Source organism: Mesorhizobium sp. LCM 4577 (genome assembly GCF_001854795.2).
Classification (GTDB): Bacteria; Pseudomonadota; Alphaproteobacteria; order Rhizobiales; family Rhizobiaceae; genus Mesorhizobium; species Mesorhizobium plurifarium.
On the sequence record NZ_MDDU01000024.1, the window covers coordinates 275,792 to 300,959 of the forward strand.

Genomic DNA, 25,168 nt, shown 5'->3' on the forward strand with positions numbered 1-25,168 from the left:
ATAGTGTTTGTTCTGGGTTTGTTTTTCTGATTCTGGTTTCAGAACCCGTGGGGGCCGCCATGCTGACGCGCAAACAACATGAACTTCTGATGTTCATCCACGAAAGGCTGAAGGAAAGCGGGATTCCGCCGTCTTTCGACGAGATGAAGGAAGCGCTCGACCTCGCCTCCAAGTCCGGCATCCACCGGCTGATCACGGCGCTGGAGGAACGCGGCTTCATTCGCCGGCTACCGAACCGGGCGCGAGCGCTGGAAGTGTTGCGGCTGCCCGACTCGATCGCCCCCGGCCTCAATGCAGCGAAGAAGTTTTCGCCGAGCGTCATCCAGGGAAGCCTGGGTCAGAACAATCTCAACCGTCAGATCAAGCCGGCTGCGCCATCGCGCGCCCCGACGCCAAGCAATGACGACGATGCCGGGTCCGCCGTATCCATTCCGGTGATGGGCCGCATCGCCGCCGGCGTGCCGATCGACGCCATCCAGCACCAGACGCATTCGATCACAGTGCCGCCGGACATGATCGCCGGCGGCGAGCATTACGCGCTGGAGGTCAAGGGCGACTCGATGATAGAAGCCGGCATCTTCGACGGCGACACCGTCATCATCCGCAACGCCAACACGGCAAGCCCGGGCGAGATCGTGGTCGCGCTGGTCGATGACGAGGAAGCGACGCTCAAGCGCTTCCGCCGCAAGGGCGCCTCGATCGCGTTGGAGGCCGCCAACCCGGCCTACGAGACCCGCATCTTCGGGCCGGACCGGGTCAAGGTGCAGGGCAAGCTTGTTGGGTTGATCCGCCGCTACTGATCCGGTTGCGAAGGTTTCGCATCCGCCCGCTCAGGCTTTTGATAAGGCGGCAGTCCTCTCGCCTCGCGAGTATATTTCCGCTGCTCGTGCCAGGGCCGATATGGCTCTTCCACAGCATAGCGGACGGCCGGCCGCGCGGTTGCCGATTGCGGATCGAAGAAGACGGCGGCGCTGCCGTCGCGCGCCAGCTGCCGCTTGGTGACGACAAGCACGCGCGGATCGTAGCAAGGATTGTAGGCGGTGGCGTCGTTGATGACGATGAGATCAGCGAAGCCGCAGGCAGGCCGGGCACTGTCGCGGTTTTCAGCGAGTGCGACGATGGCGCCGGATGGATGCCGGCCGATGCAGAGATCACCCGTACAGTAGAACGGCGAGCCGGGCGGCAGGTCGACGGGATCGGCGATGTCCAGCGCATCTTTGGCAAACGTCTCCGGCGGCACGATTGTCTCGGCTTTCAGCGCCCGTTTCCAGTTGTCGGTGGTGAACTCGTTGGAACGTTCGCGATTGACGGCAAGCTCGCCGCCGCCGATCGGCATCGCCACCAGATGCGCGTCCTCGGAAATGAGTACATCCGGCGTGCGGACATGCGGAATGGCCAGCAGCGCGGCGAGCGCAAAGGGAACGGCGGCAAGCCTCAGCCAGGTGGTGGCCATCGTCGCGATCACCAGCGCGACCGTCGCCAGCAGCACCGACTGGATCGAGATCAGCCCGACGGCGTCGACCGGTGAGCGCTCGGAGATCCACGACGAAATGGCGATCATCGCCGTCAGCCCCTTGCCCATGACAAAGAGGAACGGACCGTCGAAGCCGAAGGGCATGGCCAGTGCGCTCAGCACGGCGAACGGCATGACGATCAGCGAGACGATCGGCATGACCGCCAGGTTGGCGAGCAGGCTGAGCGGCGACACGCGCTGGAAATGCCAGATCGCAAACAGTAATGTCGCGCTGCCCGCGATGAGCGACGTCACGGCGGCGCCACCCACACCGACCGCCAGTTTTCGCGACAGGAACCCGAGCAACGAACGTTTTGCCGGCGGCGCGGTCGTTTTGCCGGCGCGATAGTCGGCAAAGCCGGCATAGGCGCCGACCAGGGCGGCGGTGGCGGCGAAGGACATCTGGAAGCTCGGGCCGACCACTTCGTGCGGCGAGACGAGGATCACCGCGATTGCCGAGATCGCCAGGTTGCGCATGGTGAGCGCCGCGCGGTCGAAGAGCACGGCGGCGAGCATCACGGCGAGCATAATGAAGCTTCGCTCGGCCGCCACCACGATGCCGGAGATCACGAGGTATGCCGCGATCGAGATGAGCGCGATCCCGGCGGCATATTTCTTCACCGGCCGGCGCGACGAGAAATCGGGAAACAGCGCGAAGGCGCCGCGCAAAAGCACCATGATCGTGCCGGCGACCAGCGCCATGTGCAGGCCGGAGATCGAGATGATGTGGTAGATGCCGGTGCGCCGCATCGACTCGTTGATTGCTTCCGGAATGCCGGCGCGCACGCCGACGATCAGCGCCGCCGCGATCTCGCCCTCGGATCCGCCGATGCTGCTCCTGATGTGATCGGCGATCCCTTCGCGCGCGTTTTCGACTGCCGATGCGACGCGCGCGCCAAAGGGCGCCTCCACTGGCGCAATCAGCTTCGGATCGCCCAGGAAAAACCCGCTGCCGCCGATGCCGGCAAAGTAGCTGTCGAAGGAAAAATCGTAGCTGTCCGGCCGAACCGGCCCGGTCGGCGGCAGCAACTTGGCATAGCCCGTCAGCATCGACCCCGCCGTCATGCCGGGCGGGATCCTGCGCGCCGACAGCCTGACGCGGTCCGGCGCGTAGCGCAGCTTCGGATGCTCCGTCGAAATCATATCGATGGTCAACCGGACACGGCCGTTGGCCATCGCCTCGGCGGTGACGAGGCGGCCCGTCAGCCGTGTCTGGATTTCGGACCCGAGCATCGGGGTCGCCATCCGCCAGGTCTCCACCTTGGCCGCCAGAAAGCCGAGCGCGCAGAAAAACGATGCCATGAAGACAAGATGCGTTCTCTGCCAGGAGCGCGATGCCGCCGCGCAGACAGCCATCAGAGCCACCGCCGCAAGCGGCCTGTAGAGATCCGGCTCGGTGCTCAGCGAAAAGTAATAGATCACGCCGGCGGCCAGGAACACCGGCACCAGCAGGAAGCCGACGCCGCGGTCGAGCTCGGTGGCGGCAGCGACCGCAACGCTTCGGCGCAGCGCAGGAAGCGAAACGCGGCCAAGCTGTTTGCGGATCCTGCCGACGGTGGCTGTTGGCAAGGCTGGCTGCAGCGCACCGCCACCGGGCGGCGGTCGTTCGGCGGGTGGACGGAGTTCCGGAAGCGAAAGCGGCGCTTCTGCGGTGGGCTCGGCACGGGCAAACATCAGGCGCTCGCTGACGCCAGCTGTCGTTTCCCCGCCCTCCTCCGCACCCCGGCCACGCCCAGCCATCGGGTCTGCCCCTTGCGCCCCAGACCGCCTATGGTACATGAACGCCGGTCGCGTGGAAGTCTGCGCGAAACATGCATTTTTCAGTGCTTCTTCGAGAGTTCCATGTCCGACAAGGTCGTCACCCGTTTTGCCCCCTCGCCCACCGGCTACCTGCACATTGGCGGGGCGCGCACGGCGCTGTTCAACTGGCTCTATGCCAAGCACACTGGCGGCACGATGCTTTTGCGTATCGAGGACACCGATCGCGAGCGCTCCACCGAAGCCGCCACGGCCGCCATTCTCGACGGACTGACCTGGCTTGGCCTTTCCTGGGATGGCGACGCCGTCTCACAGTTCGAGCGCGCGCCGCGCCATCGCGAGGTGGCCGAGGAGCTCGTGCGCATGGGCAAGGCCTATTACAGCTATGAGACACCCGCGGAGCTGGAGGCGATGCGCGAGGCAGCTAGAGCCAAAGGCCTGCCGCCGCGGTACAACGGCCAGTGGCGCGACCGCGATCCCTCCGAGGCGCCGGCCGGCGTCAAGGGCGCCATCCGCATCAAGGCACCGACCGAAGGCGAGACGGTCGTGCAGGACCGCGTGCAGGGCGAGGTGCGCTTTCCCAACAAGGATCTCGACGACTTCATCATCCTGCGTTCGGACGGCAACCCGACCTATATGCACGCCGTCGTCGTCGACGATCACGACATGGGCGTCACGCATATTATCCGCGGCGACGATCACCTGACCAACGCCGCGCGCCAGACGGTGATCTACAACGCCATGGGCTGGGCGGTGCCGTCGATGTCGCACATCCCGCTGATCCATGGCGCGGACGGCGCCAAGCTGTCGAAGCGCCACGGCGCGCTCGGCGTCGAGGCCTATCGCGCCATGGGCTATCTGCCCGAGGCCCTGCTCAACTATCTGGCGCGACTTGGCTGGAGCCATGGCGATGACGAGGTGATGTCGATCAAGGACATGATCGCCTGGTTCGACATCGGCGACGTCAACAAGGGCGCTGCCCGCTTCGACTTCGCCAAGCTCGAGGCGCTGAATGGCGTCCATATGCGCAAGATGGACGACCAGGCGTTGTTCGACATCTTCGTCGCCACCCTGCCCTATCTCGAAGGCGGCCCGGCGCTTGCCGCGAAGCTCGATGACAAGCGCAAGGCGCAACTGCTTGCCGCCATGCCCGGCCTCAAGGAGCGGGCCAAGACCCTGGTCGAGCTGGTCGACGGCGCGGGTTTCCTGTTCGCCGAGCGGCCCTTGCCGCTCGACGAGAAGGCGGCGGGCTTGCTCAACGCGGATGCGCGCGCGATTCTGCGCGGCGCGCATGGCGCATTGTCTTCCATAGAGGGCGACTGGAGCGCCGCTTCGGCGGAGGCTTCGATCCGCGAGTTCGCGCAGGCGGGCGGATACAAGCTCGGCGCTGTGGCCCAGCCGCTCAGAGCCGCGCTGACCGGCCGCAGCACCTCGCCCGGCGTGTTCGACGTGCTGGCCGTTCTGGGCCGCCAGGAAAGCCTGGCTCGCATCGGAGATCAAATCGATTAGGAGCGAACTGGCCCAAGAAGATTGGCATTGAAAGGTGTGTTTCGCAGTGCAACATTAGGCCTTGGCCCAATCTGGCACGCACCTCCTAAAATGCGATTGGCAAGTTCGCGCATTCCGGTGATTTCGACGTGTCGTTTGCAGGAATTGCCTTGCCGGCATGAGGAAACATAAAGGAGTTTGGGAATGAGCGAAGCTGCGACAAAACTGGAACCGGGCGGCAAGGCGCACGAGTCGACCGCCAGGCTCGAACTCGCCGGCAAGACGCATGAATTCAAGGTGCGAAGCGGGTCGACCGGGCCTGACGTCATCGACATCGGCGCGCTCTACAGCACTACCGGCGCCTTCACCTACGACCCCGGCTTCACGTCGACGGCAAGCTGCGAGTCGGCGATCACCTTCATCGACGGCGATGCCGGCATCCTGCTGCATCGCGGCTATCCGATCGACCAGCTCGCCGAGCATGGCGACTTTCTCGAGGTCTGCTACCTGCTGCTCTACGGTGAATTGCCGACCAAGGCGCAGAAGGAGGATTTCGACTATCGCGTGACGCGCCACACCATGGTGCACGAGCAGATGTCGCGCTTCTTCACCGGCTTCCRCCGCGACGCGCATCCGATGGCCGTGATGTGCGGCGTGGTCGGCGCGCTGTCGGCCTTCTATCACGACTCAACCGATATCTCGGATCCCTACCAGCGCATGGTCGCCTCGATGCGCCTGATCGCCAAGATGCCGACCATTGCGGCGATGGCCTACAAGTACCATATCGGCCAGCCCTTCATTTACCCGAAGAACGAGCTGAACTTCGCGGCCAATTTCCTGCACATGTGCTTTGCCGTGCCGTGCGAGGAGTACAAGATCAATCCGGTGCTGGCGCGCGCGATGGAGCGCATCTTCATCCTGCACGCCGACCACGAGCAGAACGCCTCGACCTCGACGGTTCGCCTCGCCGGCTCTTCCGGAGCCAACCCCTTCGCCTGCATCGCCGCCGGCATCGCCTGCCTGTGGGGTCCGGCGCATGGCGGCGCCAACGAAGCGGCGCTGAACATGCTGGGCGAGATCGGCCACGTCGATCACATTCCGGAGTTCATCGCCCGCGCCAAGGACAAGAACGACCCGTTCCGGCTGATGGGCTTCGGCCATCGCGTCTACAAGAACTACGATCCTCGCGCCAAGATCATGCAGAAGACCGCGCATGAGGTGCTGGGCGAGCTCGGCATCAAGGACGATCCGCTGCTCGACATCGCGATGGAGCTGGAGAAGATCGCGCTGACCGACGAATACTTCATCGCCAAGAAGCTTTATCCGAATGTCGATTTCTATTCCGGCATCACGCTGAAGGCGCTCGGCTTCCCCACCACCATGTTCACCGTGCTGTTCGCGGTCGCGCGTACCGTCGGCTGGATCGCCCAGTGGAAGGAAATGATCGAGGACCCGCACCAGAAGATCGGCCGCCCGCGCCAGCTCTATACCGGCGCCACGGAACGCGATTACGTGCCGATTGCGAAGCGTTGAGTGAGTAGTGAAAAGGTCAGTAGTGAGTAGTGAGCTATCGCTCCAAACTACTCACTACTGACTACTCCCTATTCGCTCTCTTGATGCACCCCATCACCACTTCCGCGGCGATCTCGCCCGAGGGCCGCTCGGTCGCCATGCGCCGGGCGATCTCCGCGAAGCCCGCCTTTTGCCAGGCGCGCATGCCGGTATCGRCGAACAGCGCTTCCAGCTGCCTGGCGAGATTTTCCGGACGGACATACTGGTCATAAAACTCTGGAACCAGCGCGCGGTCGGAAATGAGGTTGGGCAGCAGCGCCGACCATGTCGTCACCATATGCTGTAGGAGCTGGCGCGCGATCGGGTCGAGCTTGTAGCAGGACACCATCGGAACGCCGGCAAGCGCCAACTCGAGCGAAACCGTTCCAGACGCGATCAACGCCGCATCGGCCTTGCCGAAGGCCTGCCATTTGCGCTCCGGCTCGGTGATGATTTCCGGCTTGTCATCCCAACTGGCAACAGAGGCCTTCACCAGCTCCGCGACATGCGGCACCGTCGGTAAGAGCAGGCGCAGGCTATGGCCGCGTTGGCGAAGCGCCGACATCGCCTTGCCGAAGGGCTCCATCAGCCGGCGGACCTCGCCGCGGCGCGAGCCGGGCAGCACCAGCACCGTCTTGACGCGGTCGGCGGCGAGATCGCGCGGCTGGCTCTGCGCCTTGGCGGCGCCAAGCACGCCCGGATCCCGCGTCAGCCGGTGACCGACATAAGTGCCCGGCGGTCCGCCGAGACGGGCAAGCGCCTTCACCTCGAACGRCAGGATGCACAGGATATGGTCGACATACGGCTTCATGGCCACCGCCCTGCCCGGCCGCCAGGCCCATACGCTCGGGCAGACATAGTGGACGATCGGGATGCCTGGTGCTGCCGCGCGAACCTTCTTCGCGACACGCAGTGAAAAGTCCGGACTGTCGATGGTGACGAGGCAATCGGGCCGCTCGGCTGCGATCGCCGCCGCCGTCTGGCCGATCCGGCGCATCAGCCGTGGCAGGTCACGCAGCACCGCGCTGAAGCCCATCAGCGCGATCTCGCTGCCGTCGAAAAGCGGCGTCAGCCCCAGCTGCTGCAGATGCCGGCCGCCGATGCCGACAAGCTGAACCTTGCGGCCGGCCGTGCGCTCCAGCGCCCGCACGATGTCGGCGCCAAGCAGATCGCCGGATTCCTCCCCGGCGACGATAGCGAGCTTGAGCGGCCTGTCAGCGACCATTAGCCGGCTCCTCATCGGCCAACTCCGTTGCCGGCAGGCCGACGATGAACAAGCCAAGCGTATTGGCGCGCGCCAGCGTCTCCGGGCCTTCGAGAATAAGCGAGCGGCCAGCTTCCAGCGCGATGCCGGCCAGTCCGGCGGCATGCGCGGCCTCGACCGTCTGCGGGCCGATGGAGGGCAGGTCCGCACGCAGTTCCTGACCGGGCTTGGCGCATTTGACAAGGACGCCGCGCGTCTTGCCGGCGAGCCTGCCGTGGCCGCGCAATTCCCTTGTCCGCTCGAGCAGCGCCGCGGTGCCCTCCACCCCCTCGAGCGCTATCGCCCGCCCGCCTATCGCGATCGCCGCCTGTCCGATATCCAGGGCGCCGATGGCCTTGGCCGCCGCGCGGCCGGCCTTGATGTCGCGCCAATCCGATTGCCTTGGCGCCGTGACCGTCAGCGTGCCCTTGCCGGCGGCAAGTTCCGGCACGACCTCATGCGCACCGATGACCGTGATGCCGCGCTTCTCCAATCCACGCGTGATCACTTTCAAAAGCCCGTCGTCGCCGCGCGCCAGCGCCATGACCACGGAAGGGATTATCGCCAGCAGGCCAAGGGTCGGACGTATCCTGGCCAACCGTGGCCTGCGCCGGATCTCGCCGGCCAGAACCAGATGGCTGATATCCCGGCGTTTCAGCAACGGAACCAGGGAGCCGACATCTTCCAGCGCGAGCGTCGCCTGCTCGTACCCCGCAAAGTCCGCCTCGCGATCGACCTCGCCTTCGGCCATGATGATGAAAGGCGAATGTCCCTGCCGTGCAAGGCCCTCCGCTACCTCGACCGGCAGGCTGCCGCCACCGGCGATGATGCCGACCTTGGAGCCGGGCGTGAGCAAAAGCCGCGTCTCGGCGGGCTCAGCCCTCGTCATCGCCATCATTGTCGTCGCCGTCACCGCCCTTCAGCGGCGGCATGGCATAGTGCCGCTTGCCGCCGCTGGCGATGAAGTCGATCATCTTCATGGCGGCAGGAGACGAGGAGGCGAATTCCGCCCTGGCGAGCTCGATATTCTCGGCGACGCTGCGGGAACGGTCGAAAATCGTCCGGTAAACCTTGCGCAGCAGATAAATCTCCGAGCGCGGCAGGCCGGAACGCTTGAGCCCGATGATGTTCAGGCCACGCAGCTTGGCGCGATTGCCGGCGGCGATCGCGTAGGGAATGATGTCACCGACCACCGCCGAGCAACCGCCGATGAAGGCGTTGTCGCCGACGCGCACGAACTGGTGAACGGCGGTCAGGCCACCGATATAGACGTTGTCGCCGATCTCGCAGTGGCCGCCGAGCGTCGCGCCATTGGCGAAGGTGGCGTTCTTGCCGACGACGCAATCGTGAGCGATGTGGGCATAGGCGAGGAAATTGCCATTGTCGCCGACAGTCGTTTCGCCACGGCTGGAATCCGTGCCGACATGCATGGTGACGCCTTCGCGGATGGTGCAGTTCTCACCGACGACGAGCGTGGTGCGCCCGCCCTTGTGCTTGGTGTTCTGCGGCGGCGCGCCGAGCGTCGCCATCGGATAGACCTTCGTGCCTGCTCCGATGGTCGTGGCCCCCATCACCGACACATGGCTGACCAGTTCGACGCGGTCGGCGAGAATTGCGTCGGCGCTGACATGGCAGAAGGGTCCGATGCGGACGCCTTTGCCGAGCCGGGCCCCTTCTTCGACGACCGAGGAAGGATGAATGGATATCTCGACTTTCATAAGCATTTCGAACCGTTAGCCGGTAACCATCATGGCCGAAACCTCGGCTTCGGCGGCCTTCGCGCCATCGACCATCGCCTCGCAGGCGAATTTCAGCAGATTGCCGCGCTTCTTGATCTTCTTGACATGGATCCTGAGCTGATCGCCCGGAACCACCGGTTTGCGGAACTTCGCGTTGTCGATGGTCATGAAATAAACCAGCGAGGGTTTTTCCGTATTGAGGCTGCGAATGCAGATCGCGCCCGCGGTCTGGGCCATGGCCTCGATGATGAGCACGCCGGGCATGACCGGCTGCTGGGGAAAATGGCCCTGGAAATGCGGCTCGTTGATGGTCACGTTCTTGATGCCGACGGCGGAGTCGTCRCCGTCGATATCGACGATGCGATCGATCAGCAGGAACGGATAGCGGTGCGGCAGGAGCTTCATGAGCCCCATGATGTCGACCGCTTCGAGTGTCGTTGCCACCATGTCAGCCATTTCCGTCGCCTTGCTTGCGCGTCCTGGCCATCTTGCGCAGCATCGCTATCTCGCGCATGGCTTCCGCCATGGGCTGCGCCGGGTAACCTCCCCAGACCTCGCCTGCCGGCACGTTGTTCATGAATCCGCTTCTCGCAGCAAGCTTGGCTCCCGGCCCGATGGTCAAATGATCGGCGAGGCCGACACCGCCACCCATGGTGACGTTGTCGCCGACAACGACGGAACCGGAAATACCCGAAAGCCCGGCTATAATGCAATTGCGGCCGATGCGAACATTGTGGGCGATCTGCACCAGATTGTCGATCTTGGTGCCTTGGCCGATGATTGTGTCGGACATCGCGCCGCGGTCGACGGTCGAATTGGAGCCGATCTCGACATCGTCCTGGATGATGACGCGGCCGATCTGCGGCACCCGTTCAGGCCCTTTGGCGCCGCCGACGAAGCCGAAACCATCCTGGCCGATCCGTGCGCCGCCATGGATGATGACGCGATTGCCGACAAGCGCATATTGAATGCTGGCGCCGGGGCCGATGAAGCCGTCGCGGCCGATCTGGCAGGAGCGGCCGACAACGGCGTGGGGCGCTACGACCGTGCCGCTGCCGACGGACACGCCGGGGCCGATCACCGCGCCGGCCTCCACGATCGCCCCGTCCTCGATATGCGCGGATGGATCGATAAACGCATGCGCCGATATGCCGGTTTCTCCGGTCATTGGCGCCGGCGTGGCGGCTTGCGGAAACAACAGGCGTCCGACCATGGCGAAAGCCTGTTGCGGACGTGGATGCATGAGCACGGCGATGCCCGGCGGCGCCTTGCCGGCAAAATCGGCGGGGCACAGAACCGCGGCCGCCCTGAGCGACGGCATAAGCGCGAAATTGCGCTTGCCGTCGACAAAGACGAGCGCGCCGTCGCCACCCTCATTTGCTGGAGCCAGCGCCTCGATGGCAATTTCGGCCTGCGCGGAATCGAGCAGGCTGGCGCCGGTCAGATTCGCGACCTCGCCAGCTGTATACCGGCGTGAAGGCGCGAAGAACACCGGATCGGTCATTCCAGAAGCAATATCCAGCTGGGTCGGATCAGTCCACTCCGGGCCGTCAACCGGCCCGGAACGATCGCAACCACGACATCAGAAGCGGGTCGCGATACCGAAGTTGAATTCCTGCGTTTTGTCGGTCGGCTCTTTCTTGACCGGGATCGCGTAGTCGATGCGGATCGGGCCGAACGGCGAAGCCCACATCAGACCGACACCGACCGAGGCCCGTAGCTTCATGCCCACAGACGACTGATCGACCAGGCTCGGATCAAGCTTGTTGCCATAAAGGGTTGCCGCATCGGCAAATACCGCACCGCGCAAGCCGAAGCTCTCCGGAATGACTGGAAGCGGGAACTGGGCCTCCGCCGAAGCATTGAAATAGGTCGTACCACCGAGATGATCGCCTGCCCCGTTGCTGTCTACTGGACCGATACCGCCGTATTCGAAACCGCGGATCATGCGGTCATTGCTCTGGAAGTGATCAAAGATGCGCAGATCACCATTGCCGTAGCCAGCAATGTAACCGGCGCCGCCCGAAACGAGACCGACAAGGTCAAGCTGCTCCGACAAGGTCTCATAGACGCTCGCTCGCCCAGTCACCTTCACCCACTTGGCATCGCCGCCGAGGCCGGCAAATTCGGTGGTACCGGTGATGTAGAGACCCTCATGCGGGTTCTTCATGTCGTCGATCGTGTTGTAGACAAGGCCCAGGCTGACCGATGACTTCAGCCAAGGGCTTTCTGCGATACCAGCTTGAATTGCGTCCGAAACATCACACTTCGCAGGGTCTAGCGAACCGTCAGTCAAGCAATGGTCTGGGTAGTCATACTTTTCCTGCGAGATGTTATACGCCAGCTGCGTTGAAACGCTGTCCGTGATCGGCAGGCCGAAGCGAATAGTCGCGCCGGTGGTGTCCGTGTCGTAGTGATCGTATTCGCGGGTCGACTTGTAGATATCGAAGCCTGCCGCGATGCGCCGGCCGAGGAAGTAAGGCTCGGTGAAGGACAGGGCGAAGTCGCGCGAATGCTTGCCGCCGCCGGCCGACAGCTTGATGTACTGGCCGCGGCCGAGGAAGTTGCGCTCCGTGATCGAGCCCTCGATCGAGGGTCCGGGCGTGTCGCCGCCGGTCGAATAGCCGGCGCCGACCGAGAACTCGCCGGTCGACTTCTCGACCACATTGACCACCAGCACGACCTGGTCGGGCGCCGAGCCAGGAACGGTCGAAATTTCGACGGACTGGAAGTAGTCAAGGTTTTCCAGCCGCTTCTTCGCGCGCTGGATGAGAACCTGGTTGAAGGCGTCGCCCTCGCTGACATCGAATTCGCGGCGGATGACATAGTCGCGCGTGCGGTCGTTGCCGCGGATTTCGATGCGCTCGATATAGGCCTTGGTGCCCTGGTCGATGGTGTAGACGACCGAGATGGTGTGGTTCTCGAAGTTGCGGTCGCCGCGCGGCGTCACCTGGGCGAAGGCATAGCCCGAGCCCGCGACCTTCTCGGTCAACGCGACGATCGAATCCTCGACGTCCTTGGCGTTGTAGACGTCGCCCTTATGGGTTTCGACGACCGATTGCAGCGCCTTCGAATCGACTTCGGGAATGGTGCTTTCCACGCTGACGTCGCCGAACGTGTAGCGGTCGCCTTCCTGCACGGTGATGGTGACCGTGTATTTGTTGGTGGTGTCGTCAAGCTCGCCGACGGCGGAAACGACCTGGAAGTCGGCATAGCCGTGATTGTAGTAGAAGCGGCGCAGCAGCTCCTGGTCGGCGCGCAGCTTGTCCTCGTCGTAGACGTCGTCGCGCAGCACGAAGGACAGCCAGGACGAGCGCTTGGTGTTGATGACGTCCGACAGGCGGCGGCTGGAATAGGCGTGGTTGCCGACGAAATTGATCGCCGCGATCTGGGTGCGGCCGCCTTCGTTGATGTTGAAGACCACGTTCACGCGGTTGTCGCCGAGATCCATGATCTGGGTGGTCACGGCGGCGTCGTCACGGCCAATGCGCTTATAGGCCGTCTTGACCGCCTCGACATCGGCGTCGAGCGCCTGCTGCGAGAAGGTCGCGCGCGGCTTCAGCTGGATAGCGGCCTGCAGCGCGTTGTCCTTCAGCTTCTTGTTGCCCTGGAACAGGACCTGGTTGACGACCTTGTATTCGGAAACCTTGACGACCAGGCTCGAACCGACCTGGTTGATCTGGACGTCCGAGAACAGCCCGGTGCCGAACAGCGCCTTGACGGCGTCGTCGATATCGGAACTGGAGAAAGGCTTGCCCGGCTTGATCGAGATGTAATTGCGGATGGTCTCGGCGTCGACGCGCTGGTTGCCGCTGACCTCGACCCGCGAAATGACCGCGGCCTCGGCCACGGATGTGGCGGCCAACTGCACTGCGAGCGCGCCTGGCACGACCAGAGCGGCGGACAAAGCCGCCGCGGAAGCGGCGCTCAGAAACTTGGATGCTGCCTTCATCGGGCTTTTGTACCTTTTTCTCGTAGTCCCCACGGCGAGAAAACCGGACGTGCGGTATTTTCCCTTACCGTATTAACCGGATTTTCCCTACACGCAAGGCTCCCGGTTAATTTGTATTTACTTAACCGTACCGCGTGGCTTTCGCGTCACGCATATCCCCACGCATGGTAAACGGCATCTCAATATGACCGGCGCTGAAGCCAAATTTCTTCATGATTTCAGCACCCAAACAGATCGTTCCAAAACACGAAGCCCATGAATCCGAGCACCAGGAACAGCCCGGTTCGATAGGCCATCTCCATCATCCGCTCCGAAACCGGCCGCCTTATGACGGCCTCCACGCCGTAGAACAACAGGTGGCCGCCGTCGAGAGGGGGAATCGGCAGGAGATTGAGAAATCCTATTCCGACTGACAGAAATGCAACAAGCTGCACCAGCCATTCGAAGCCGAGCTTTGCTGCCTGGCCCGACATCTTCGCGATCTTGATCGGACCGCCCAACTGGCATTTGTCCTCGCGTCCGAGCGCAAAGCGCTGCAGGAACTGGCCGGTGCGTTCGATCACATGCCCGGTTTCCTCGACCGCCGCTGCCAAGGCGCCGGCCGGTGTGTAGGAAATCAGGCGTGGCTGGCCGAGCTCGGCATTGTTGACGACGCCGATCACCGCGACTTTGACCTTGTTGCCCAGCGCATCCTGCTGCTCCATGGGCTCCGGGGTCGCCGTGACGTCGATTTCCTTGCCGTCACGCAGCATGGTGAAGGTGATGGCGTCGCCTGCCCGGCCCGAAACCAGCCGCTGCACATCGGCGAAGGTCTCCACCTTGGAGCCGTCGACTTTGACGAATCGGTCGCCTGGCTGGATTCCGGCTTTCTGCGCAGGGCTGCCGGCGGTGACTTCGGCCACCGTCGGCTCCAAGACCGGGCGGCCATAGAGGGAAAACAGCACCGCGAACACAGCGATCGTCAGCAGGAAATTGAACAGCGGCCCCGCGACGACGGTAGCGGCGCGCTTCCAGATGGGTTGCGTGTGAAAGGCGACCTCGCGCTCGGCGTCCGTCAGCGATTCGAGCTCTTCCGTGCTCGGCTGGCTCGACGTCGCATTCATGTCGCCGACGAATTTGACGTAGCCGCCCAGCGGAATGGCGCAAAGTTTCCAGCGCGTGCCGTGGCGATCGTTGAATCCGAAAAGCTCGGGGCCGAAGCCGATGGAAAAAGCCTTCACGCCGATGCCGCACCAGCGGCCGATCAGGTAGTGACCCATCTCGTGGACGAACACGACCACGGTCAGCACGAACAGAAACGGCACGAGCGTGCCAAGGACGAAGCCTTGTGTGCTGAAGACCGCGTGAAAGATGTCGTTCAAGTCATGCCCTCAAATTCGCCCACGCGCGACATTCCACCGCGACTGTGGCATCAATCCGGGCGAATCCGTGGCGTGCGCCATTTTTCGCCTTACTGCTGCGTCGTTCAGTTCGGAAACAGCCCCAGTGCCGGATGCTCGGCGCCCGCCGCGATCCAGCCCATGACGTACAGCGCGAACGCGGCCGCGACAAGCCCATCCACCCTGTCCATGACGCCGCCATGGCCGGGAATGAGATTGCTGGAATCCTTGGCGCCGTGCCGGCGCTTGACCCAGGATTCGAACAGGTCGCCGATCTGCGAAACGATCGAAAGCGCCAGCGCGACGAGGCCGAGCTGGACGAGATTGCCGGCGCCGGCCGCGATTGCGAGCAAAACTCCGGCGATAACGCCGCCGGCCGCGCCGCCCAGTGCGCCGCTCTGCGTCTTGCCGGGCGAGATCGACGGCGCGAGCTTCGGGCCACCGACGGCGCGGCCGACGAAATAGGCCGCTATGTCGGTCGCCCAGACCACTGCGAACAGGAAGAGAATCGCAATCAGCCCGGAATGATTGTCGTCACGGAGATAGGCGAGTGAAAAGCCGGACAGCGCCGCGTAGGCCACCCCGGAGGCGTCCCAGGGCGCTGCCCCCTTGATCCGGGCGGCGATGGCCGCGACCGCCACAAGGATCGCGACAAGGAAAAGCAGCCACAAGGCCGGCAGGCCGGCGATCAGCGCGCCGATGAAGATCAGAATCAGTGCCTCGGGCAGGAAGCCGAGAGCCGCGCCGTTGCCGGGGCGGGCCATGCGCGTCCATTCATAGAAGATCAGCGCCGCGATTGCCCCGCAGAACACCCGGAACGGCAATCCGCCGAGCCAGGTGAGCGCAAGCGTCAGAGCCGCCATCACGATTGCCGAGATGACGCGCTGCTGAAGGTTGCTCATGCGCGGCGTCGCCTAAAGCGCGACATCGCGGGCGGCGAGCCCGCCGAAGCGTCGTTCACGGCCGGCAAAGTCGCGCAAGGCGTCTGCCAGATGCTCGCGACTGAAATCCGGCCAATAGCAAGGCAGGAAGACGAGCTCGCTATAGGCGGCCTGCCAGAGAAGGAAATTCGACAGCCTGAGCTCGCCGCTGGTCCGGATCACCAGTTCGGGATCGGGAATGCCCTTTGTGTCGAGCGACGCGGTAAAACTTTCCGCCGTGATCGCCTCGCTCGCCATGTCGCCGCGCGCGACCGCATCCGCCAGCTTGCGCGCCGTGCGCACGATCTCGTCGCGGCCGCCATAGTTGAAGGCGATCACCAGCGTCAGCGCCTCGTTGCCGGCGGTCAGCGATTCGGCCTCCTGCAGCAGGCCCCGGATGTCGGGCTGCAGCCCCTCCTTGTCGCCGATCACCCTCACCCGCAYCCCGTTCTGATGCAGTTCGGCAAGATCGCGGCGGATGAACAGCTTCAAAAGTCCCATGAGGTCGCTGACCTCGGATTTCGGCCGCGACCAGTTCTCCGACGAAAAGGCGTAGACAGTCAGATAGGAGATGCCGAGCTCGGGCGCGGCGCGGACCGTCTTGCGCAAGGCCTCGACCCCGGCGCGGTGCCCGGCAAGCCGCGGCAGACCGCGCGCCTTGGCCCAGCGTCCGTTTCCATCCATGATGATCGCGACATGCGCGGGCGTTGCCATAGTCTCGCTTTCGAGCCGGAAAACCCGACCCTAAACCTGCATGATTTCAGCTTCCTTATCGGAAAGCAGGTGATCGATGGTGCTGATCATCTCGTCGGTCAGCTTCTGGACCTGGTCGGACCGCTTGCGCTGGTCGTCCTCGCCGATGGTGCCATCCTTCTCGGCCTTCTTGAGGAAATCCATGCCGTCGCGGCGGACATGGCGCACCGCGACGCGCGCGTTCTCGGCGTAACCATGCGAGATCTTGACCAGTTCCTTGCGGCGCTGCTCGTTGAGCTCGGGTAGCGGGATCCTCAGCGTGGTGCCGTCGACGATCGGGTTGAAGCCCAGATTGGCTTCGCGGATGGCGCGGTCGACCGCGCTGACCATCGACTTGTCCCAGACCGACACCGAAATCATCCGCGGCTCCGGCACCGAGACGTTGGCGACCTGGTTGATCGGCATCGCCGTGCCGTAGGCCTGCACCTGGACGGCGTCGAGCAGGTTGCTGGAGGCCCGGCCGGTGCGCAGCGAAGCGAGGTCGTGCTTGAAGGCGGCGATCGCCCCGTCCATGCGTCGCTTCAGGTCTTCGTACTCGCCACTCATGATCATCTCCTCGACCCGTTCGCCGGGTTTCACTGTTTCTATCGTTATTCGGTTCGCGGTTCCGCAGTCGTTTGACGGATCCTGGCGCCTGTTACTTGTCCGTGACGACCGTGCAATGGCCGCCGCCCCTCAGAATATCGCCGAAACCACCTTTTTCGTGGATCGAATAGACGATTATCGGAATGTTGTTTTCGCGCGCAAGTGCAATCGCTGCCGTATCCATGATCGCAAGCCCGCGTTTGATGACTTCGGCGTGGCTGATGCGGTCGAAGCGGACCGCGTTCGGGTCCTTCTTGGGATCGGCCGAATAGACGCCGTCGACCTGCGTGCCCTTGAACAGCGCATCGGCGCCGATCTCGGCGGCGCGAAGAGCCGCGGCCGAATCGGTGGTGAAGAACGGATTGCCGGTGCCGCCGGCGAAGATGACTACCTTGCCCTGGTTCATATAGGCGGTCGCCTGGCGCTGCGAAAAACTCTCGCAAAGCTCCGGCATGGCGATCGCCGAAAGCACGACGGCGTCGACGCCGATCTTGTTCAGCGAAGTGCGCAGCGCCAGCGAATTGATGACAGTGGCAAGCATGCCCATGTGATCGCCGGTGACGCGATCGCCGCCCTTCGAGGCGACGGCCACGCCGCGAAAGATGTTGCCGCCGCCGATGACGACGCCGACTTCGACGCCCAGCGCGCGCGCCTCGGCAATGTCGGCGGCGATGCGGTCGACCACCGAGACATCGATGCCGAAATGCTGCTCGCCCATCAACGCTTCGCCGGACGCTTTCAGCACGACACGTCGATAGAGGGGCTTCACCGTCATCTCATTCCTCGAAATCTCGGCGCGGCAAATTTGGAGGCAAAACCGCCCCCGCTTCATCCGGCGATGCTGTCATGACGGGTTGACCCGATACACGAAGGGCGCGGCGATGTCACGCCGCGCCCTCGTGCAAATTTCCAGGCTTTTTCGGACCGGTAGCCGCCTTCTGATCAGTTGCCGTCTTTTGATCAGCTGCTCGAGATGCTGACCGCTTCGCCCTCGATCATGACCGCAGGCGAATAACCGGCCGGCTTGTCGCCGGTCACCGCGCCACCGGTCACCCGGACCTGGATCTCGGGTCCGAAATAGGAATGCGGGAACGGCGCCGGCGTGGCGCTGACCTTTTCCAGCCGCGCGCGAAGCTCTGCGGGAATCGAAAAATCGAGGGCGCCAAGATTATCCTCGAGCTGGTTGAGCTTCGTCGCCCCAAGGATCACGGAAGCGATGCCGGGTTGCGTCGCCACCCAGTTGAGCGCGACCTGCGCCATGCTGCGGCCAAGCTCGGCCGCCACCTTCTCAAGTTCCGCCACGATCGCCCAGTTGCGGTCGCTGAACTTCTGGAAGCCGGGATGCGTGGTGTTGCGGAAACCGTCGAGCCTACCGGCATTTCCGGCTTGCGTCGGCCTGTATTTGCCGCTGAGCAGGCCGCTGGCCAAAGGACTCCAAACCATGATGCCCGTGCCATGACGGGTGGCGAAAGGCACATATTCATGTTCGATGGCGCGCTCGGCGAGCGAATATTCGAGCTGCAGCGCCGAGACCAGCTCGTAGCCGCGCAGTTCGGCGATCGCCTGGGCGCGGCCGGCATACCAGGCCGGCACGTCGGAGAGGCCGATATGGCGCACCTTGCCGGCGCGAACGAGGTCGTCCAGCGTGCGCAGCACCTCCTCGGCCGGGGTGATCCTGTCCCAGACGTGCAGAAGATAAAGGTCGATATAGTCGGTGCCGAGCCGCTTCAGCGAAGCCTCGACCGCCCGCATGATGTTCTTGCGGCCATTGCCGCCGGTGTTGGGATTGCCCGGTTCCGAATTGAAGGTGAACTTGGTGGCGATGACCGCCTTGTCGCGCAAGCCGCGCTCGGCGACGAATTCGCCAAGCCAGGTCTCAGCCGTGCCGCCCGTGTAAAGGTCGGCCGTGTCGAAGAAATTGCCGCCCGCTTCGACATAGGCGTCGAACATCGCGCGGGCGGTGTCCCTGTCCGCGCCCCAGCCCCACTCGGTGCCGAAGGTCATGGTGCCGAGAGCCAGCCGGCTGACGCGCAGGCCGCTGTTGCCAAGCGTGTAATAGGTCATGGTCATGGTGGTCTTCCAATTCTGAACTGATTTGCTGCCGGTCACTGGCCGGGGGTTGCCTTGACCCAGGGATTGCCGCGCTCATGCGTCATGCGGAATGTGAAGCCGTCGACCTTCCAGCCGGCAGCCGAGCGCGTCAGGTGGTGCTCGTACGTGCCCCAGACTTCCCAGAGCGGATCGCCATTGCCTTCCATCCGGTTCCAGGCATAGCCGTTGGAACGGACGGTCGCGGCGTCGGCTTCGAGCGCGACCTGATGGTTGGTGCGCAGATGCAGGCTGGTCTTGCTGCCCTTGAGGTTGCCCGCCCAGGCGCCGATCAGGTCGTCGGACGCGATGTTCGCCGCAGGCTGCCCGGATAGGCTGCTGAAATCGGCGGTGACGCGGTCCGCGAAATAGCTGCGCGCCAGCGTCCAGTCCTGCGCATCCACCGCCCGGTCGATAGCGTCGGCGATGCGGATGACGGCGCGCTCGTCGGCAAGCGCCTGCCAGCCGGCCGGTTCGGCGCCGCCGGCATCGACCGGCGCCAGCGCGATGCCCGCGGCAAAGGTTACATGTCTCAACGCGTTCATTTCGTCTCTCCTTGAGCATCAGCCCGCCGCCGATGTGTTGACGACAATATGAGCTGGTCCGGAAGCATCGATAAGATTGCATTGTTCGCAAAGACTGTGCGATACCATTCATGAATGGATCGCGATCTGCTTACACATTTGCCGGTCATTGTCGCTGTGGCGCGCCGCGGCGGTTTCGCGCTTGCCGCGGCCGAGCTCGGCATGAGCCCGTCTGCCGTCAGCCATGCGGTGCGGTTGGTGGAAGAGCGCATCGGCCAGCCGCTGTTTGCCCGCACGACGCGCAGCGTCTCGCTGACGGAAGCCGGCAAAGCGCTGGTGGAGACGGCGGCCCCTGCCCTGCAGGACATTGCCGAGCGGATGGACCGCATCCGCGGCGTCAAGGGAAGGCCGGCCGGCCTGCTCAGGATCAACGCCTCCAACATAGCGATCCCCCTGGCGGTGACGCCGGTGGTCGCTGCCATGGCCGAACGCTATCCCGAGGTGACGGTGGAGATCGTCGCCGACCAGGGGCTTATCGATATCGTCGGCGAAGGCTTTGACGCCGGCATCCGGCTGGGTGAAATGATCGCGCAGGACATGGTCACCGTCAGGATGACGCCGCCGTTCAAGGCCGTGATCGTCGCCTCTCCCGCCTACGTAGGAAAGCATGGCCGTCCGCGCGCCGTGGCCGGTCTCGCCAACCACAACTGCATCGGCTACCGGCTGGTCCGGTCCGGTGCGCTCTACCGCTGGGACCTGAACGACAACGGCAAGGATGTCGTCGTCGAAACGCGCGGCACGGCCATCGTCACGGATTCGCTTGGCGCCATCGATCTGGCGCTGGCCGGCGTCGGGCTCGCCTACGTCTTCGAGCCGCTGGTGCGCGCCGACCTTGCCGCCGGCCGCCTCGTCCAGATCCTGCCGCAGACGGCGATCGAGGAACCCGGCCTTTTCCTTTACTTCCCGCGCCGCGCGTCGATGGCGCCGAAGCTCAGGGCCTTTATCGACACCGCACAAGAAATCGGCCGGGCATCCATGCGGACACCCGGCCGAGTTGCCTGAGCTCGTGAACTCTTCACCTCAAGGGAAACGCTGCGCGCTCCCCCGGATCAGAGCTATTTCTTGACCGCGGCCGCGACTTCCGCCGCGAAATCGGTCGTTTCCTTCTCGATGCCCTCGCCCAGCGCGTAGCGCAGGTAGGCGACGATCTTCGCCGGGGCGCCGATCTCCTTCTCCGCATCCTTCAGAGCCTTCTCCACGGTGATGTCGGGATTGAGCACGAAGGCCTGCTTCAAAAGCACGACCTCTTCATAGAACTTGCGCAGGCGGCCCTCGACCATCTTCTCGATGATGGCTTCCGGCTTGCCGGACTGGCGAGCCTGGTCGGAGAAGATCGCCTTCTCGCGCTCGACCAGCGCGGGGTCGACTTCCTCGGCGGTCAGCGCGACCGGGTTGCTGGCGGCGACATGCATCGCCACCTGGCGTGCAAAGGCGTTGGCCGCATGCTCGTTGCCGGTGGTCTCGATCGCCACCAGCACGCCGAGCTTGCCGAGGCCGTCGGCAACCGCGTTGTGGACATAGGTGGCCACCACACCATGCGGCACGGTGAGCTTGGCCGAACGGCGGAAGCCCATGTTCTCGCCGATTGTGCCGACAGCATCCTTGATGGTGTCGGTAACTGACTTGTCGGAGCCCGGATACTTGGCGGCGGCGACGGCCTCGGTCGTGCCGTAGGCCAGCGCGACCTTGGCTACGTTGGCGACGATTTCCTGGAAGGCCGCATTGCGGGCGACGAAGTCGGTCTCGGAGTTGACTTCGACGACAGCGGCTTCACGCACGCCGGCATCGACGCCGATCAGGCCTTCCGCCGCGGTGCGGCCGGCCTTCTTGTCTGCCTTGGAGATGCCCTTCTTGCGCAGCCAGTCGACGGCCGCTTCCATGTCGCCGTTGGTTTCGTTCAACGCCGCCTTGCAGTCCATCATGCCCGCGCCGGTCAAGTCGCGGAGTTCTTTGACCTGTGCAGCCGAAATCGTCATTGTCGCCTCTTTGTTTCAAATGCGCCGACGCACCATCGAATCTCGATGATGCGCCCGGCAAAAGCGCTTTAGCGCGCCAACTTATTGGAAAGATGAAGGCCGGAACCGGCCTTGGCTTTTCAAGCTTCCGGAGCTTCAGTGGCCGGGGCGTCGAGCGCCGGTTCGACCGGAGCCTCGGCGGACGCGCCGATATCCATGCCGAGCGCGCCCTGCTGGCGGGCGATGCCGTCGATGGCCGCCTTGGCGATCAGGTCGCAATAGAGCTGGATGGCGCGGGCCGCGTCATCATTGCCGGGAATCGGGAAGTCGATCTTGTCCGGGTCGCAGTTCGAATCGATGATGGCCACGACCGGGATGCCGAGGCGCTTGGCCTCGAGGATGGCGATCGCTTCCTTGTTGGTGTCGATGACGAACATCAGGTCCGGCGTCGAGCCCATGTCCTTGATGCCGCCGAGAGCCTTATTGAGCTTCTCGCGTTCGCGGTCGAGGTTCAGGCGCTCCTTCTTGGTGAGGCCCTGGGCCTCGCCGGCGAGCGTCTCATCGAGCTTGCGCAAGCGCTGGATCGAGTTCGAGATCGTCTTCCAGTTGGTGAGCATGCCGCCCAGCCAGCGCGAGTTGACATAGTACTGGGCCGAACGCTGCGCTGCGTCGGCGACGATGTCGGACGCCTGGCGCTTGGTGCCGACGAACAGCACGCGGCCGCCCTTGGCGACGGTGTCGGACACCTGCTTCAGCGCCTGGTGCAGCAGCGGCACCGTCTGCGACAGGTCGATGATGTGGATGTTGTTGCGGGCGCCATAGATGTAAGGCGCCATCTTCGGGTTCCAGCGGTGGGTCTGGTGGCCGAAGTGAACACCAGCTTCCAAAAGCTGGCGCATGCTGAAATCTGGCAGAGCCATTCTTGAGTTCCTTTCCGGTTGGCCTCCACGGACACAGGCATTTCGGACGGGATGTCCTGATGCCACCGGAGGTCTCAGCCGGATTTCTCCCGGGCAGACACCAAAGTCCGTGTGTGGAATGAGCGCGCATATAGAGGGGAAGTCCCATAAACGCAAGCCAGGCGCCGGAAAACGCCCGGACCTGCGGCGATCCGCCCAATTCTCAGCGTTTTACTTTGCCGTTCGGCACCCTGACGCGGCGAAAGATCGCGACGATTTCCTCGCGGCTGCATTCGATCGCGCCGAGCCGGACCGCCCGGTCGCGCTCGAAGCCGGTGATATCGTAATGCGGTGCCGACGTTTTGGGCGGCCCTTGATAGGAGGAAAGCTTGAGGCCCAGCTCGGTGGCGAAACGATGCAGCTCATCCGTGTCGTCGGCAAGCAGGTGGCACCAGCGGTGGCCGGCCCATTTCCAGATCGCCGCATCGACATAGACCGCCATCAGGCCCGCCGCATTTGGTAAGCCTCACACATGGCGTTCGAGAGCCAAGCCTGCAATCCGGATCGGCTGTCGTCGGAAACCGCTATTTCGAAGCGGGACAAGGCTTGGTCTGGTCGAACAGCGACAGGTTCACCAGCTTGCCGGTCATCGAGAAGTCGCCATAGTCCATGACGAGGTCGCGGGTGATGCCGTTCTCGTGCAGCTTGAAGCTGATCCGGTATTCCGGCACCTCCTCGCCGCTTTTGTCGGTGTCGTCGAAATAGGCGATGTCGACCGGCCAGTATTTGTCGGAGGCGAGCTTGGCCAGCGCCGGCGCTTCCGGATCCGTCTTGTCGGATTCAGCCTTCTTGCCGACGATGACGGTGGTGGTCATCACCTTGTTGGCGTCCTCGGAGCCGTCGAACAGGTTGGTCTGGTAGAAATTCTCGCCCTTCTCGGCCTTGCCGATCAGTTCGACCAGATGCTGGGTCGGAAACTGCGTGGCGGCGAGCTCGAGGCTGCTCTTCTCCGGCTTGTCGATATCGACCTTGAGGCCCTTCGCTTCCCTGGTGGCCGTGCCTTTGACCTCCTTGTCGAGGTTCTGGTCGACAAAGGATTTCGTCACGAAGGAAAAGGTCTTGCCTTCGGCGTCCTCGAAAGTGGTCGTCTGCTGGTCGGTCAGCCTGGTGTTGTCGTTGGTGACGATCTGGGTGACGAAGCGGAACTTGACCGTGTAGCCTTCGCAGGCGGAGCCGTTGAACTCGTAGACCATGCGGCCGGTGATGCCGGTTATGCCTGACCGGTCGGAGGCCTTGTTGAGCGTCAGATCGTAGACGGCGCGATGCGCCTGCAGCGCAGGCACCGCAAAGGCCGGCGCCATCGGGAATGCGGCCGAAAGACAGGCGGCGGCAAGAAAAAGGCGCGTTGCGCGCATGCGTTGCTCCGATCGTCGCGGCTGGGGGGCAGGCCGCAGGGAAAGATGGTCCAGCTTAAAAAAAGTCGTGGCGGAAGCGAGGCAAAAATAGCAATTTCGGCCCGGCCAACGCGGCGTCTTCCAGCAATAGGGAAAACCAATGAGCGAAACAATCGAAAAGCGGCTAAGCGATCTTGGCGTCACCATCCCGGCCGCCGCCGCGCCCGCCGCCAACTACGTGCCCTATTGCCGTACCGGCAACACGCTGTTCACCGCCGGCCAGTTGCCGTTGAAGGACGGCAAGCTGCAGGCAAGCGGGCTGCTTGGCCGCGACATCGACACCGCCGGCGGCAAGGAAGGCGCGAAATTCTGCGCCATCAACATCCTGGCGCAGGCCAAGGCGGCCCTTGGCGATCTCGAAAAGATCCGCCGCCTGGTCAAGATCACCGTCTTCGTGGCTTCGGCGCCGGACTTCGTCGAACAGCATCTGGTCGCCAACGGCGCCTCCGACTTCCTGGTCGCCGCGCTCGGCGAGCGCGGCAGGCACGCCCGCTCCGCCGTCGGCACCGCCTCGCTGCCGCTCAACGCCGCGGTCGAGATCGAAGCGATCTTCGAAGTCGAGTGAGGTTCACGATGACCGACCTTTCCTGGCTGATCGCGCGGCCTGTCGCGCATCGCGGCCTTCACGACATGAACAAGACCCGCTGGGAGAACACGCTGTCGGCTTTCGCCGCGGCGGCCGAGCGCGGCTACGCCATCGAATGCGACGTGCATATCTCGTCCGACGGCGTCCCGGTCATCATCCATGACGGCGACCTGAAACGGCTGACCGGCCAGGACGGGTTCGTCTGGCAGCGCACCGCGGCCGAGCTGGCGACGCTCAGGGTCGGCGGCACGAAGGATCATGTGCCGACGCTCAAGGAAGCGCTCGACCTGATCGACGGCCGCGTGCCGCTGGTGGTCGAGCTGAAAGGCGTTCCCGGCCATGATGCGGGGCTGGTGGCGAGCGTCGGCCGGCTGCTCAAGCGCTACAAGGGCAAGGTGGCGATCATGTCGTTCGATCACTGGCTGATCCGCGACTTCGCCAAGGATGCGCCGGGCATCCCCGGCGGGCTGACCGCCTATGGCAGGGACAACCAGTTGATCGAAGCGCATTTCGCCATGCTCGCGCACGACCTCGCCTTCACCTCCTACGCCGCCGGCGACCTGCCCAACCCCTTCGTCAGCTTCGTGCGCGAAAAGCTCAAGATGCCTGTCATCACCTGGACCGTGCATGACCAGCCGGCGGTCGACCTCACCTTCAAATATGCCGACCAGATGACGTTCGAGGGCTTCGAGCCGGATCTGGTCAAGGTCGCCTGAGGAAT

General features: G+C 63.9%; 24 protein-coding genes. 6 read left to right on the top strand and 18 right to left on the bottom strand.

The window, feature by feature from the left end:
- The first annotated feature begins 59 nt into the window (after positions 1-59).
- Complete coding sequence (gene lexA, locus LCM4577_RS22985) at positions 60-800, top strand: transcriptional repressor LexA (protein ID WP_041000542.1); 741 nt, start codon at positions 60-62, stop codon at positions 798-800.
- Here lexA and LCM4577_RS22990 read toward each other — a convergent pair.
- Positions 794-3,253, bottom strand: a complete 2,460-nt coding sequence (locus tag LCM4577_RS22990; protein ID WP_071073590.1) for a ComEC/Rec2 family competence protein — start codon at positions 3,251-3,253, stop codon at positions 794-796. The two genes, lexA and LCM4577_RS22990, sit on opposite strands and share 7 nt — an antisense overlap.
- A gap of 102 nt (positions 3,254-3,355) precedes the next feature.
- Between LCM4577_RS22990 and gltX the strand changes: the two genes are divergently transcribed.
- Both gltX and gltA read left to right on the top strand, forming a co-directional pair.
- On the top strand, positions 3,356-4,780 hold the full coding sequence (gltX, locus tag LCM4577_RS22995) for a glutamate--tRNA ligase (RefSeq protein WP_071029817.1): 1,425 nt from the start codon (positions 3,356-3,358) through the stop codon (positions 4,778-4,780).
- Positions 4,781-4,963: 183 nt separating this feature from the next.
- The gene (gene gltA / locus LCM4577_RS23000) at positions 4,964-6,292 is read left to right on the top strand and encodes a citrate synthase (protein WP_071073592.1); all 1,329 of its coding nucleotides are present in this window, start codon (positions 4,964-4,966) and stop codon (positions 6,290-6,292) included.
- A gap of 61 nt (positions 6,293-6,353) precedes the next feature.
- On the opposite strand, the gene lpxB is transcribed toward gltA, so the two are convergent.
- The 13 genes from lpxB to LCM4577_RS23065 all read right to left on the bottom strand — a co-directional run bounded on the left by lpxB (position 6,354) and on the right by LCM4577_RS23065 (position 19,514).
- Positions 6,354-7,535 (bottom strand): lipid-A-disaccharide synthase, encoded by a 1,182-nt coding sequence (gene lpxB / locus LCM4577_RS23005; RefSeq protein ID WP_071073594.1) that lies wholly within the window; start codon positions 7,533-7,535, stop codon positions 6,354-6,356.
- Positions 7,525-8,448 carry an LpxI family protein gene (locus LCM4577_RS23010; protein WP_371410070.1) on the bottom strand — a complete coding sequence of 308 codons (924 nt, stop codon included), beginning with the start codon at positions 8,446-8,448 and terminating at the stop codon, positions 7,525-7,527. The genes lpxB and LCM4577_RS23010 overlap by 11 nt, the downstream gene beginning before the upstream one ends.
- A complete protein-coding gene (lpxA, locus tag LCM4577_RS23015) occupies positions 8,429-9,271 on the bottom strand; it encodes an acyl-ACP--UDP-N-acetylglucosamine O-acyltransferase (RefSeq protein ID WP_071073596.1) in 843 nt (280 codons plus the stop codon). The genes LCM4577_RS23010 and lpxA overlap by 20 nt, the downstream gene beginning before the upstream one ends.
- 15 nt (positions 9,272-9,286) lie before the next feature.
- Positions 9,287-9,748 (bottom strand): 3-hydroxyacyl-ACP dehydratase FabZ, encoded by a 462-nt coding sequence (fabZ, locus tag LCM4577_RS23020; protein ID WP_040987270.1) that lies wholly within the window; start codon positions 9,746-9,748, stop codon positions 9,287-9,289.
- Positions 9,741-10,796, bottom strand: a complete 1,056-nt coding sequence (gene lpxD, locus LCM4577_RS23025) for a UDP-3-O-(3-hydroxymyristoyl)glucosamine N-acyltransferase (protein WP_071029809.1) — start codon at positions 10,794-10,796, stop codon at positions 9,741-9,743. Before lpxD ends, fabZ begins: the two co-directional genes overlap by 8 nt.
- Before the next feature lie 78 nt (positions 10,797-10,874).
- Positions 10,875-13,244: an outer membrane protein assembly factor BamA gene (gene bamA, locus LCM4577_RS23030; RefSeq protein WP_071029807.1), complete on the bottom strand. Its 2,370-nt coding sequence runs from the start codon at positions 13,242-13,244 to the stop codon at positions 10,875-10,877.
- Positions 13,245-13,462: 218 nt separating this feature from the next.
- Entirely contained in the window at positions 13,463-14,605 is a 1,143-nt protein-coding gene (rseP, locus tag LCM4577_RS23035) for an RIP metalloprotease RseP (RefSeq protein WP_071029805.1), read from the bottom strand.
- Between the two features lie 104 nt (positions 14,606-14,709).
- Complete coding sequence (locus LCM4577_RS23040; RefSeq protein WP_071029803.1) at positions 14,710-15,525, bottom strand: phosphatidate cytidylyltransferase; 816 nt, start codon at positions 15,523-15,525, stop codon at positions 14,710-14,712.
- Positions 15,526-15,537: 12 nt separating this feature from the next.
- Positions 15,538-16,257, bottom strand: a complete 720-nt coding sequence (locus tag LCM4577_RS23045; RefSeq protein ID WP_083354817.1) for an isoprenyl transferase — start codon at positions 16,255-16,257, stop codon at positions 15,538-15,540.
- Between the two features lie 30 nt (positions 16,258-16,287).
- The gene (gene frr, locus LCM4577_RS23050; RefSeq protein ID WP_082048627.1) at positions 16,288-16,842 is read right to left on the bottom strand and encodes a ribosome recycling factor; all 555 of its coding nucleotides are present in this window, start codon (positions 16,840-16,842) and stop codon (positions 16,288-16,290) included.
- Between the two features lie 91 nt (positions 16,843-16,933).
- On the bottom strand, positions 16,934-17,656 hold the full coding sequence (pyrH, locus tag LCM4577_RS23055) for a UMP kinase (protein WP_040987265.1): 723 nt from the start codon (positions 17,654-17,656) through the stop codon (positions 16,934-16,936).
- A 185-nt stretch (positions 17,657-17,841) separates the two neighbouring features.
- The gene (locus tag LCM4577_RS23060; RefSeq protein WP_071073598.1) at positions 17,842-18,951 is read right to left on the bottom strand and encodes an aldo/keto reductase; all 1,110 of its coding nucleotides are present in this window, start codon (positions 18,949-18,951) and stop codon (positions 17,842-17,844) included.
- A 35-nt stretch (positions 18,952-18,986) separates the two neighbouring features.
- Positions 18,987-19,514, bottom strand: a complete 528-nt coding sequence (locus LCM4577_RS23065; RefSeq protein WP_071029801.1) for a nuclear transport factor 2 family protein — start codon at positions 19,512-19,514, stop codon at positions 18,987-18,989.
- A gap of 114 nt (positions 19,515-19,628) precedes the next feature.
- On the opposite strand from LCM4577_RS23065, the gene LCM4577_RS23070 reads away from it, so the two are divergent.
- On the top strand, positions 19,629-20,555 hold the full coding sequence (locus LCM4577_RS23070; protein ID WP_071073600.1) for a LysR family transcriptional regulator: 927 nt from the start codon (positions 19,629-19,631) through the stop codon (positions 20,553-20,555).
- 53 nt (positions 20,556-20,608) lie between these two features.
- On the opposite strand, the gene tsf is transcribed toward LCM4577_RS23070, so the two are convergent.
- From tsf to LCM4577_RS23090, 4 genes are all read right to left on the bottom strand, one after another.
- Positions 20,609-21,529 carry a translation elongation factor Ts gene (gene tsf / locus LCM4577_RS23075; protein WP_041000561.1) on the bottom strand — a complete coding sequence of 307 codons (921 nt, stop codon included), beginning with the start codon at positions 21,527-21,529 and terminating at the stop codon, positions 20,609-20,611.
- Between the two features lie 119 nt (positions 21,530-21,648).
- Positions 21,649-22,428, bottom strand: a complete 780-nt coding sequence (gene rpsB, locus LCM4577_RS23080) for a 30S ribosomal protein S2 (RefSeq protein WP_041000562.1) — start codon at positions 22,426-22,428, stop codon at positions 21,649-21,651.
- Between the two features lie 202 nt (positions 22,429-22,630).
- Positions 22,631-22,909 (bottom strand): DUF4031 domain-containing protein, encoded by a 279-nt coding sequence (locus tag LCM4577_RS23085; protein WP_040987257.1) that lies wholly within the window; start codon positions 22,907-22,909, stop codon positions 22,631-22,633.
- Positions 22,910-22,991: 82 nt separating this feature from the next.
- Positions 22,992-23,822, bottom strand: a complete 831-nt coding sequence (locus LCM4577_RS23090) for a cell envelope integrity EipB family protein (RefSeq protein WP_071029793.1) — start codon at positions 23,820-23,822, stop codon at positions 22,992-22,994.
- 139 nt (positions 23,823-23,961) lie between these two features.
- Here LCM4577_RS23090 and LCM4577_RS23095 point away from each other — a divergent pair, with 139 nt between their 5' ends.
- Complete coding sequence (locus tag LCM4577_RS23095; protein WP_071073602.1) at positions 23,962-24,426, top strand: RidA family protein; 465 nt, start codon at positions 23,962-23,964, stop codon at positions 24,424-24,426.
- 8 nt (positions 24,427-24,434) lie between these two features.
- Positions 24,435-25,163: a glycerophosphodiester phosphodiesterase gene (locus LCM4577_RS23100; RefSeq protein WP_071073604.1), complete on the top strand. Its 729-nt coding sequence runs from the start codon at positions 24,435-24,437 to the stop codon at positions 25,161-25,163.
- Positions 25,164-25,168: the final 5 nt, after the last annotated feature.